This is a genomic window from uncultured Eudoraea sp. (genome assembly GCF_947260015.1).
Classification (GTDB): domain Bacteria; phylum Bacteroidota; class Bacteroidia; order Flavobacteriales; family Flavobacteriaceae; genus Eudoraea.
Genome location: NZ_CAMYOM010000047.1, coordinates 3,020 through 14,057, shown reverse-complemented (window position 1 = coordinate 14,057; position 11,038 = coordinate 3,020). Strand labels below are relative to the sequence as shown.

Genomic DNA, 11,038 nt, shown 5'->3' with positions numbered 1-11,038 from the left:
GCATTCCTTTTTACCTGATCTTAAAAAATGACTGAACAAATTATTCCTAGTTAGTCTTTTTTGATACAAGCATATTATCAGGATTTTCAATAGCCTTTACGGCAGCCTTATAACCCAATTCAAATACGGCATCGACATCAGTTATGGAAAATGTACTGTGATTTATCAAATCTTCAGGTGATATTATTAGATGGCAATCTCCAAATTTGGAAAGTGAATCTTTGGCCGAGCGTATCTTATAGGCGCGTTCCAATACATTAAAAGAGTGTTTTAATTGTTCTATCCCTATTTTAAGAAAAGGATTGACATAGACCCCAATGATCTGATCACAATAGTTTTTAATGAGATCTACAGGAAAATTGTTCAAAGCTCCACCATCTACATAATACTCACCTGCTATTTTTATCGGCGTAAAAACCCCTGGAAATGCGGCTGAAGCCAATATTGGTCGGATAAGTTCTCCTTCAGTAAAAATCTTTAAACTCCCATCCAGAATGTTAGTGGCAGTGATGAATAAAGGAATTTTAAGGCTCTTAAAATTATCATCAGGGAAGAACACCGAGAACTGCTTATAGAATTTTTCAGTATCAACAAACCCGGGTTTTCCAACGGCATAGTTATTAATACTAAAAATATTAATCTTCTTTATAAATTCGAGAATTTGTCTCCAATCCAGGCCCCCTGCATACAATGCGCCAATTATTGCACCGGCGCTGGTTCCTGCTATATGAGTAATCTCGAAACCGTATTCATCCAAAGCCTTTATTACCCCTATATGAGCAATACCCCTAAATCCTCCTCCAGACAATACTAAACCCGTATTCATAAAATATCCCTAATACAAGCAAAGGTACCTTTTTACCAGTAAGAAAATTAGAATAAAAACGACCCTAAGTATTAGTTTTAATACCTAGGGCCCTATTAGACATCTTAATAAGTTGCTATTCTGCCAGTCTTTTTTTCTTAAAGACCTTTCTTAAAACAAAAGGAATCATCACCTTGGCAACAAAACCATCAAAACTTCTAATTAAATTAAAGGGATAGAAATAAGTTTTAAGCTCTTGCAAACTATACTTCGTATACTCCTTGTTGATCTCTCTTTCCAGAGTAAGGATTTTCAAATCCTCATCAATTTCCTTAAACGAGTTGTATTTTCCTATCATGGTTCCTCAAAAAAGTATTTAGAAAATAATTGCAGTAAAGGTTTATTTAACCTGTCGCGAAATACAAAGCCTACAATCGCAAACAACAGATATAAAAAACCAATTATAGCGAATCCATAAACCATATTATCCATTGCGTAACCCAAGCTAAAAGAAGCCGCCAGGCTCAAAAATATTATAGCCAAAACAGCAATGGTACCAACCAGCAAAACCTTAGCTAAATAGGTAACCAAAACCATGGATATCTTAAAACTTTTAAGCTTGGCGTATTCTATGCTATGCTCCACATAGGAGCTGACATTTTCGTCTAATTCAGAAATATTTTGTCTTAAACCTTCAAAAGCCATAATAGCCTACTTCTGTAATTGTGCATTTTTCTTTCTGATCTCTTCAAGCTTTCGCTCCAATTGAACAATAATTTCATCTGCTTTGTAACTCATTGTAGAGATAGTATCCTCTAATTTTTGTTCAAAAACTTCTTTCTTCTCATCTGCTACTTTTGTGAGTTCGTCTTTAGCATGAGAAATTCGTGATGTTAGATCTTGCTTGGTTTCAAGCGCTTTATCCTTAATTTTTTTTCGGGTTTTACTCCCTTCTTCAGGAGCATATAAGATTCCGATACCTGCTCCTATTGCTGCCCCTGATAAAAGAGCTAGCAAAACATTACTACTGTTGTCTGACATGATAAATTTTTTTTAGGTTAATACTAATAATTGGTCAAGGTAGGACATAGACTTTCTATACGAAATGATCTTAATCATTTCACAGAGAAATTGTAGTGTATTTTTTTATTTTCAGGAGGTTTTTAACAGTTGAAAGGTTTGCTTTGCAATTTCCAATTCCTCATTTGTGGGGATGACCAAAATTTTAACTCTTGAAGAGCTTTTATTTATTTCCCGAAATTCTGAAGATTTTTGGTTGTTCTTTTCAGCATCCAGTTCAATTCCCAGAAAGTCCATCTCAGAACAAACCAGATCTCTCAAATATGCAGAATTTTCTCCTATCCCCGCTGTAAATATTAAGACATCCAATCCATTCATGGCGGAGCTGTAAGCACCAATATATTTTTTAATCCTATAAGCATTCATTTCCAGAGCTAGCTGACATTTGACATCTCCTTCACCAGCTTTAGCCTGAATTTCCCTTAAATCACTATAACCGGTAAGTCCCAGCATTCCACTTTTCTTATTGAGCAAATCATTTACTTCCCGTAAACTATATCCCAATGATTCTACGAGATAAAAAATCATAGAATGATCAATGTCTCCACTTCTGGAACCCATGATAAGTCCATTTGAGGGAGCAAAGCCTAAACTATGGTCCGTACTTTTTCCTTTTTGGACCGCGGTAATACTGCAGCCGTTACCTAAATGAATACTAATAATCTTTGCTGCTTTTTTATCCAAAAAACTAATGGCCTTTTCCGTAACGTATTTATGACTCGTGCCATGGAAACCATAAAGCTGTATTCCGTGATCCGTGTAAAATTCATCCGGTATTGCGTATTTACGAGCCTTCAAGGGAATAGTCTGATGAAAAGCGGTATCAAAGACTGCAACCTGTTTGGCATTTGGAAATAATTCTTCTGCAATCAATATCCCTTCCAGGTTATTGGGATTATGCAATGGAGCTAAATGACTCAATTCTCCAATCTTATCTTTTACTTCCCGGGTAATAATTGTAGTTTCGGCAAAAGTAGTTCCGCCATGGACTACCCTATGTCCCACGGCATCTATCTCGTTTACGTCGCTTATGGCCCCAATAACAGGATCCAAAAGCAATTCTATAACCCGCTTAAGCCCTTTTCTGTGAGATGAAAACTGGAGTATTTCATTAGTTTCGTAATCATCCTTTGCATACTTCAGATTTCCATTTTCCAGTCCTATTCTGTCTACCATACCAGAGCACAAAACGCTTTCAGATGGCATATGCATTAGCTGAAACTTTATTGAAGAACTCCCGGTATTTATTATTAATATGTTCATTCAATTAGTATCGGTTATCCAACTTGAGCTTGTATTGCGGTGATAATAACGGTATTAAATATATCATTAACCGTACTTCCCCTGCTCAAATCATTTACAGGTTTATTTAAGCCTTGAATTATAGGTCCAATTGCGAGTGCTCTGGTCTCTCGCTGAACGGCCTTATACGTATTATTCCCTGTGTTTAAATCCGGAAAAATAAAAACACTAGCCTGTCCGGCTACTTCGGAATCGGGCATTTTAGTTTTGCCCACACTTTTATCCACCGCAGCATCGTATTGGATTGGGCCTTCAACCATTAAATAGGGAGCTCTTTCTTTGACATATTCAGTAGCCTGGCGAACCCTTTCAACATCTTCTCCGAATCCGGAGGTACCAGAAGAATAGGAAAGCATTGCAATTTTAGGTTCTATTCCAAACGCTAAACTAGTAGCAGCAGAAGTAATGGCTATTTCAGCCAATTGCTCCGCATCCGGGTTGGGGTTTATTGCACAGTCTCCATATACGGAAACTCTATCTTCCAAACACATGAAGAATACAGAGGAAACAATAGACACATTGGGTTTGGTCTTAATTAACTGAAGTGCCGGTCTGATTGTATGTTGGGTTGTATGAACAGCCCCGGAAACCATGCCGTCTGCATCGCCTTTATAGACCATCATTGTTCCAAAATAAGAGATATCTCCCATTAGATCCTCTGCCATGGCTTTGTCAACATTTTTATGTTTCCTTAGTTCATACAGGGTATTCGCATAATCTTCAAAATATTTTGAATGCACCGGATCTATGATATTAATTTTTTCAAAATTAATCATCAAATCCAGTTGTCTTGCCTTTGCTTTTATTTCTTCAGAATCTCCTAAAAGGGTTATTTTCACAGCATCAGCATCTATTAGTTCCTTGGTAGCCCTTAAAATTCGTTCATCTGTGCCTTCCGGCAAAACAATATGTTTCTTAGCACCTTTCGCCCTTTTTAAAAGGTTATACTGAAACATTCGTGGAGTTATCCCGTTCGCTTCAAATGTAATGAGACGCTCTGCCAAGGCATTTACCGGCACAAATCTTGTAAAGTCCAGAATAGATGCCTCTATTTTCTGTTTATTCTCTGCATATATCTTGGGGCGAATAGCACCTACTTTATTAGCAATTGAAAAAGTACCTCCATGAACCGAAATGATAGGCACGATTTCCGAGAGACCTTCTATTAATTGAATCACAGGATCCTCCGGTATAAGTCCGCCGGTAAGAACCATCCCTGAGGCAGTGGGATAATTTGAAGATAAATTTGCCTGTAAGGCTCCTAAGATAATATCCGATCTATCCCCTGGAGTTATAACCAAACCATGATCCTTAAAGTGAGTGAGATAATTTCGCAACTGCATGGCTCCAACACTAAAATTACTCACCTGGTTATTTAAATACTCGTGGCCAAAAAGTACTTCGCCTTCTAATTCATTAACAATCTCTTTCATAGTTGGATTACCAAGGGTTGGATTCAAAGGAATCGTACCAACTAATATATCATCCGGAAGTGCTTTTAAAAGACCATTGGTTACCAGGTTTACATTTTTGGGCTCTACTTTATTGCCAATGACCATTAAAACTTCCACTCCTTTATTGGTAAAGGAATCATAGGCAAGATACAGGTTATCAACCAGTTCTTCCAGCGTTTTCCCCACACCGCTTGCCAGAAGGATTGCGGGGATACCAAGGTTTTTTGCTATCTCAACATTGTTGTCCCATTCTATAATAGCACCTTCTCCGGAAAAGTCAGTACCCTCAACCAAAATAAAATCAAAGCGAGATTCAATGGCTTTATATTTTTCAATGATCTTGTCTAAAGTCTCATAACCCCTATTTTGATTGTGATTATGAACTACTTCACTTCTGGTACATGCATAGGCTTCATTATATTCCATTTGTATTCCAAAATAGGAAATCACAGTATTTATATGATTATCCTTTTCCCCTGGTCCATAATCATTTATTATAGGTCTGAAGTATCCTACTTTCCCAGTTTTCCCTAATGCCAAGTGCATTAGACCTAATGATACAATAGATTTCCCGCTATTGGGCTCTGTAGTTGCAACATAAATAGCTTTACTCATTGCTGAAAGAATTTTCCAAATGCAAATTTATGGTATTCCCATTATTAAAACGATTTTCCATTCGTTTAAATAAATTAAGGAATAGCCAATTCCAATATGTTCTGAAATTTATATGAAGTTATTAAGTTTTCGTACTATTTGATAGAGATCATATCACCTCAGGTAGGACCAAAAATGGAATCTTGGTTGTAAAAGCGACTTTTTTGACAACAGGTTCGTGTGTCAATCTTTTAAAAAAACTATGCTGAGAATTAATCATTGCAATCATTCCTGCATTTTTCTTTGTAGTTACCTCGTTGATCTTTAAAGCGATATTTGGATGATATTCAAATTCTTCAAAAACAATATCCTGCTCTCCTAGTAAATTGCGAAGCAATTTCTTTAAATGTAGTTGTTCCTCGTTCAATTCCTCTTCCTCATTTATGTGAATAACATTAATCCCGGCTTTGCGCAGTTTGGAAAGATCGAGCAATGGTTGCAATTCAACCCGTTGATATAAGTGTTTAAAATTTGCAGCAAACAAAATTTGATTGAAAGGGCTAAAATCATAAGAATTGGGAACTGCAATAACCGGACAAAAGTTAATATTCTTTATAACACTAACCGTATTGCTACCCATAAATATTTCACTTAAACCAGATGCTCCCTGGGTTCCCATAATAATATAGTCAGCATCCTTATCTATTACTTCCCGACCTATCGCATTTAATAAAGAATCCGCTACCAGTACCGCTTCAAATTGGTGTCCCGGAACCTTATTTATTTTGTTTAAGTGATTTACTATTTTATTAAGCTTTCGTTCAGATTCTTTAACCGTAATCTCATGAAGTCTGGTGTCACGTTCTTTGTTTATAGTGCTTATTAAACCCGATGGGCTAACCTGGTGCGCATGAATTATAATGAAAGTACAAGGTGATTGTTCAAAAAGAAATGTTGCATATTTTATTGCGTGCCATGCATTTTTAGAAAAATCGGTAGGTAAAACTATTCGCATAATACTAAAAATATTTTTTTGATCGTGTTGTATCCGAAACTAAATGTTCCTGCTCATTCCGGCAGTACCAGCAATGGTATTTGTGAATGAAAGCCCACTTTTTTCACAACAGCTTCACGGGTTAGTTTCTCTATAAAAGTATGCTTATAATTAATTAAAACAATAATATCTGCTCTGTTCTCTTTTGCAAAAGTACTAATTGACTCAGCTACACTAGCCTGCATCTCCACATTGTGAAAAGAATGCTCCACTTTACCCAAACGTTTGATCAAAACTTCTTTATTGGAAATTTGTTCTTTATTTAACGAAAATTCCTGAGCTACGAGAATTATTAATATTTCTGATTTCCAGGTTGTCGCCAGTTCCGTAAGCGGATTCATTTCATATTTTGTATATGGTTTTGTAAACTCTGTAGGAAACAAAATCTTACTTAAGTCTTTAAAGTCATGCTTACTTGGGACGGCAAATATGGGGCAGCTGTTTATCTTTTTAATAAGCTCTACTGTATTGCTTCCCATAAAAATTTCTTTGGCTCCCGTAGCCCCTTTAGTCCCCATTACAATTAGATCAATATCTTTTTCATTGCAAATTTCCTTTACAGCATTGACTATATCATTTGATACAGAACGTTTTTCAAAAGTGTGGTTTTTATTTTGATGATTTATTTCTAAATATTGCAATATTTTATCAAGTTCAATTGAAGAATTTTTTGCAAGAGAATCGTAGATTACCCCCAATCTTTCTTTACTCTTGTTTCCAAGAATGTTTGCAAAACTGGGTTCATAGGTATTTAATAGCCAAAAATCGCAAACCATATGTTCATGCATTTTGAGAGCAGCGAAAATAGCGTTCCACGAATTATTGGAAAAATCGGTAAGCAGTAAAACATTTTTCATCTATAACTGTTATTTAACAACCTGGGCCGTATCTCTAATGACCAGGAAGGGTATTTTTATATGAAAACCTATTTGATCTACATTTTGTCGTTCAAAAAGCCGTTCAATAAATGAATGCTTTCTATTCATCATCATAAGGAGATCAATCTCATTATTTTGGACATAATTTAAAATTGCATTTGGCATTAAACTACCTTTTAATTCTGTAAGGGTAGTAGACAAACCGTCTAAACAACGATATAGAGCCATTTTATTTTCCTGCTGACTCGTGGTCAGTTCATACTCTTCTTTTACATGTAAAACAATAAGTTTCGCTTTATTCATTTTGACCATTTTTATAGCAGTACTAAATTCGTTCTCCTTATAATTTGACAAATAGTCTGATGGAAGCAATATTTTTCGAATATTTTGAAAAGTATAGTTTTCAGGAATTACCAAGACAGGTGCAATGGCTTTTCGGAGAACATAAACCGTATTTGTCCCAAGAAATATTTCTTTAGCCCCTGTTGCACCTTGAGTTCCCATCACGACCAAATCAATTTCCTTTTCTACTGACACTTCATTGATTTCATCCGTAAGTGTATTAAAGGCTGAAATGATATTATAGCTATGTTTTGGATTTTCATAAGATTGCTTAACATCTTTAAGTGTATTTTCTAAGCCAGCCAGTGAGATATCAACACCAGAATCGGGAATAGCACTGAACATAGGCCCCCCCAGCATATAATCCATCCGGTAAAATGAGGGTGTATACGTATGAAGGAAGAAAAAATTACATTTTTCATTTTTAAATAACTCCATAGTATAAGCTATAGCGTTCCATGAATTTTTAGAAAAATCTGTAGGAAGAAGTACGTTCATAATATGGTATTTATATCTGAATCTCAAATTTACTGAGGATCAGAGATGTTAACTATGATATAGATCAGTAGAATCATTTTGAAAAGATGCTCTTGGTAATTGTTGACTTAAAATTCAATAATTATGCTTTAAGTGATCAAAATCATTTGTAATGACAATTCTACTTCTCAACTTTAGGATTCACATATAAAAACTATAATCATGGCACTAAATTTTAATCAATATGCTACAGAGGGTAATACCTTTCTTAAAGAATACACCAAGGAAATGAATCTTGGTAAAGACAGAGACAAAGCCGGCAGAATATTATCTTCTATTCTGCACAGTTTACGCGATATAATTTCAACTGAGGAATCTTTACAATTTATTGCGCAATTGCCCATGTTCCTAAAAGCAGTTTATGTAAACGGATGGACACTTAGAAACAAAAATAAGTTGAAGATAAAACATATGGCAGAATTTATAGACCTGGTAAGAAAACACGATGGCCCTTCAGCTATTAATGATTTTGAATACAGTGATGAAGTGGCCGAACAATATATAGATTCCACCTTTATTATTTTGAGAAAATATATTTCCCTGGGTGAGATGGAAGATATTAGGGATGGTCTTCCAAAAGACCTTAAGAGTATGATTTATTCCAACATTATGTTTTAATAAGTAAGAAGAGAGAGATATTCCTAAAGCCCTATAAAATAATTGCTAAAGACTGACTTGTTTTTCAATTTTGGGATGACTAAGGTCATTTTATATGAAATATCGGCAGCGTAATTTTGCGCTGATATTAACACTTTTAAATATAAAATTTCATGAAAAAAATATTTTTTCTTTTCGCTTTAATCATACTGCCCTTTTTAATTTTTGCACAAGAACTTACCGGAATTGATGAAATAGCACCATTTAGTGAAGGATTGGCAGCAATTAGAAAAGGAAATGAATGGGGATTTATTAATAAAGAGGGCCAATTAGCAATAGAGTTTAGAGATGATCTTGTTTGGAATAATTTAGCTAATACCTCAGTAAACGATGTTAGTTCCGTACGTTTTCCTCAATTTAAAAATGGGAGATGTATGATTAAAAAAATAATGGAAGAAGAGGAGATTATGACTTATGGTTTTATAAATACCGAAGGCAAAGTAATTATAGAACCAGAATATTTGAATCTAACGGAATTCAATGAAGGATATGCCGTTGGCATACTTGTCACCAAAGACTTTCGAGGTAAAAACAATTTCCAGTTGAATATTTATGATTATAGATTTAGTGAAGTTCTCCTGGATACTGCGGGCGATATTATGCTACTTATTAATAAGAGAGATGGTATTTCCATGTCTGTAAGACGCTATGAATTGCCTGAACTCCGAGCTAAATTTCTATCAGTTAACACTTTGGCCGTAAAATCTCCAACAAAAACATGGGAAATACGAAAACTTGAATTATAAATATAATCATGGAACGATTAAAAGATAAGGTCGCCATTATTACCGGAGGAGCTGCCGGAATAGGCAAGAGTACTGCTGCATTGTTTCTTAAAGAAGGAGCAAGCGTTATGCTCGTGGACATAAATAAAGAAATGCTGGAATCGACTTCCAAAGAACTAAATTCTTCACGTTTGGCCTATTACGTAGCCGATGTATCTAATCCGGCTGATGTAGAAAGATATACAGCTGAAACCATATCCAAATTTGGTAAAATAAATCTGTTCTTCAATAATGCAGGAATCGAAGGAGCGTCCAGTTCTATTGAAGACTATCCTAACGACGTATTTGATAAAGTAATAGCCGTTAACCTGAAGGGAGTATGGTATGGGTGTAAATACGTAATCCCGAAAATGGTTGAAGGTGGATCTGTGATTATCACATCCTCGGTAGCAGGGCTAAAAGGTTTTAGTGGTTTAGGAGCCTATGTGACAAGCAAACATGGTGTTATTGGGATAATGAGAGTATCCGCCTTAGAATTTGCCGATAGAAAAATACGTGTAAATACTATACATCCGGGACCTGTAAACACCCAAATGATGCGAAGAATAGAAAAGGACATTTCTCCTGATAATACAGCAGAGGTTCAAAAAGGTTTTGAAGCCATTGTACCTCATGGCCGGTATGCAGAAGCTATAGAAATTTCTAATCTGGTTCTTTATCTCGCTTCAGATGAAAGCAAATACGTAAACGGAAATACTTATGTAATAGATGGCGGATTAATGGCTGGTTAAAAATAGTAACATGAATACCAAAGTAAAAAATAAAAAGATCTGCTTGGTATTAATACTACTGCTTACACTAACCCGGAGCTGTAAGGAAAAGCCAGTTATAAATAAGTCCTTTAATGAGGTGAAAGTTACAAAGCAAATTTCCCCGGAGATAAAAGAGTTACTACAATTTGCAAATATCACTTTTACAGATACAACTAATATTTCCAGTTTATTGGTTTTTAAGGTAATTGATGAAGATGATGAAGTAGTTATATCCGACTTGGAAAAAAATTCGCAAATCTATAAAAACCTAATAAAGGGCAGGTCAACTTCTAAGCTGCCCATATTTGAAATTATTGGATCAGATAAGGTGATCCTTGTTGGACAAAGCAGGGGAAATATAGGAGCCATCTGGACAAAAATCCTGATTGATAATAAAAGAAAAGAAATTCTGAAACTTCAGTTTCAACATATGGCGGAATCAGAAGGATATGGTGCCGGAATCACACAGGAATCTTATGAAAGTCAATTTGTTGGAAAAGTATTCCAGACCGATTTAAATGACTTTGGTTTAAAACAGAACGGTGTGTCCTTAATTGAAGGTAATACAATGATTGATGGTATCTCGGGATCTACAATAACTAGTAAAGCCACGGTAGAAATGATCAATCAAGGATTACAAAAATATCAGAACTGGGGCATAAAAGAACTCAAAATAAAACAAAAAATGAAAAAAATTACAAAAAAGGATGCCAAAGAGATTGGACAATCTCTTGGTATCAATTGGGAAGAAGTAAGTTTAGACGAATTTACTGATGGAATTAATGTTGAATTTGAACA

The 11,038-nt window shown here is 35.3% G+C and carries 13 protein-coding genes; 4 read left to right on the top strand and 9 right to left on the bottom strand.

All coding sequences use genetic code 11. From position 1 onward, the window contains the following. Positions 1–46: 46 nt before the first annotated feature. From Q0X66_RS14325 to Q0X66_RS14285, 9 genes are all read right to left on the bottom strand, one after another. Entirely contained in the window at positions 47–826 is a 780-nt protein-coding gene (locus Q0X66_RS14325) for a patatin-like phospholipase family protein (RefSeq protein WP_297707560.1), read from the bottom strand. Positions 827–941: 115 nt separating this feature from the next. Then, entirely contained in the window at positions 942–1,163 is a 222-nt protein-coding gene (locus tag Q0X66_RS14320; RefSeq protein WP_297707559.1) for a DUF6327 family protein, read from the bottom strand. Continuing rightward, positions 1,160–1,510 carry a hypothetical protein gene (locus tag Q0X66_RS14315; protein WP_297707558.1) on the bottom strand — a complete coding sequence of 117 codons (351 nt, stop codon included), beginning with the start codon at positions 1,508–1,510 and terminating at the stop codon, positions 1,160–1,162. The genes Q0X66_RS14320 and Q0X66_RS14315 overlap by 4 nt, the downstream gene beginning before the upstream one ends. Before the next feature lie 6 nt (positions 1,511–1,516). Continuing rightward, on the bottom strand, positions 1,517–1,846 hold the full coding sequence (locus tag Q0X66_RS14310) for a YtxH domain-containing protein (protein ID WP_297707557.1): 330 nt from the start codon (positions 1,844–1,846) through the stop codon (positions 1,517–1,519). 111 nt (positions 1,847–1,957) lie between these two features. Then, positions 1,958–3,148, bottom strand: coding sequence for an acetate kinase (locus Q0X66_RS14305; protein WP_297707555.1), 1,191 nt, complete (start codon positions 3,146–3,148; stop codon positions 1,958–1,960). Between the two features lie 14 nt (positions 3,149–3,162). Then, positions 3,163–5,256, bottom strand: coding sequence for a phosphate acetyltransferase (gene pta, locus Q0X66_RS14300; RefSeq protein ID WP_297707553.1), 2,094 nt, complete (start codon positions 5,254–5,256; stop codon positions 3,163–3,165). Between the two features lie 148 nt (positions 5,257–5,404). Next, positions 5,405–6,250 carry a universal stress protein gene (locus tag Q0X66_RS14295; RefSeq protein WP_297707551.1) on the bottom strand — a complete coding sequence of 282 codons (846 nt, stop codon included), beginning with the start codon at positions 6,248–6,250 and terminating at the stop codon, positions 5,405–5,407. A 53-nt stretch (positions 6,251–6,303) separates the two neighbouring features. Beyond that, the gene (locus Q0X66_RS14290) at positions 6,304–7,146 is read right to left on the bottom strand and encodes a universal stress protein (protein ID WP_297707548.1); all 843 of its coding nucleotides are present in this window, start codon (positions 7,144–7,146) and stop codon (positions 6,304–6,306) included. Between the two features lie 9 nt (positions 7,147–7,155). Then, a complete protein-coding gene (locus tag Q0X66_RS14285) occupies positions 7,156–8,007 on the bottom strand; it encodes a universal stress protein (RefSeq protein WP_297707546.1) in 852 nt (283 codons plus the stop codon). Between the two features lie 201 nt (positions 8,008–8,208). On the opposite strand from Q0X66_RS14285, the gene Q0X66_RS14280 reads away from it, so the two are divergent. From Q0X66_RS14280 to Q0X66_RS14265, 4 genes are all read left to right on the top strand, one after another. Next, positions 8,209–8,664, top strand: coding sequence for a DUF2267 domain-containing protein (locus Q0X66_RS14280; protein ID WP_297707545.1), 456 nt, complete (start codon positions 8,209–8,211; stop codon positions 8,662–8,664). 152 nt (positions 8,665–8,816) lie between these two features. After that, complete coding sequence (locus Q0X66_RS14275; protein WP_297707544.1) at positions 8,817–9,449, top strand: WG repeat-containing protein; 633 nt, start codon at positions 8,817–8,819, stop codon at positions 9,447–9,449. A gap of 8 nt (positions 9,450–9,457) precedes the next feature. Then, a complete protein-coding gene (locus tag Q0X66_RS14270) occupies positions 9,458–10,219 on the top strand; it encodes a glucose 1-dehydrogenase (RefSeq protein WP_297707543.1) in 762 nt (253 codons plus the stop codon). Positions 10,220–10,229: 10 nt separating this feature from the next. Next, positions 10,230–11,038: FMN-binding protein (locus Q0X66_RS14265; protein ID WP_297707541.1), on the top strand; the 809-nt coding region annotated here is incomplete at its 3' end.

Excerpts from the sequence above, each read along its gene's own strand:
- Q0X66_RS14325 (WP_297707560.1), bottom strand. The coding sequence starts at position 826 with ATGAATACGGGTTTAGTATTGTCTGGAGGAGGATTTAGGGGTATTGCT.
- Q0X66_RS14320 (WP_297707559.1), bottom strand. The coding sequence starts at position 1,163 with ATGATAGGAAAATACAACTCGTTTAAGGAAATTGATGAGGATTTGAAA.
- Q0X66_RS14315 (WP_297707558.1), bottom strand. The coding sequence starts at position 1,510 with ATGGCTTTTGAAGGTTTAAGACAAAATATTTCTGAATTAGACGAAAAT.
- Q0X66_RS14310 (WP_297707557.1), bottom strand. The coding sequence starts at position 1,846 with ATGTCAGACAACAGTAGTAATGTTTTGCTAGCTCTTTTATCAGGGGCA.
- Q0X66_RS14305 (WP_297707555.1), bottom strand. The coding sequence starts at position 3,148 with ATGAACATATTAATAATAAATACCGGGAGTTCTTCAATAAAGTTTCAG.
- pta (WP_297707553.1), bottom strand. The coding sequence starts at position 5,256 with ATGAGTAAAGCTATTTATGTTGCAACTACAGAGCCCAATAGCGGGAAA.
- Q0X66_RS14295 (WP_297707551.1), bottom strand. The coding sequence starts at position 6,250 with ATGCGAATAGTTTTACCTACCGATTTTTCTAAAAATGCATGGCACGCA.
- Q0X66_RS14290 (WP_297707548.1), bottom strand. The coding sequence starts at position 7,146 with ATGAAAAATGTTTTACTGCTTACCGATTTTTCCAATAATTCGTGGAAC.
- Q0X66_RS14285 (WP_297707546.1), bottom strand. The coding sequence starts at position 8,007 with ATGAACGTACTTCTTCCTACAGATTTTTCTAAAAATTCATGGAACGCT.
- Q0X66_RS14280 (WP_297707545.1), top strand. The coding sequence starts at position 8,209 with ATGGCACTAAATTTTAATCAATATGCTACAGAGGGTAATACCTTTCTT.
- Q0X66_RS14275 (WP_297707544.1), top strand. The coding sequence starts at position 8,817 with ATGAAAAAAATATTTTTTCTTTTCGCTTTAATCATACTGCCCTTTTTA.
- Q0X66_RS14270 (WP_297707543.1), top strand. The coding sequence starts at position 9,458 with ATGGAACGATTAAAAGATAAGGTCGCCATTATTACCGGAGGAGCTGCC.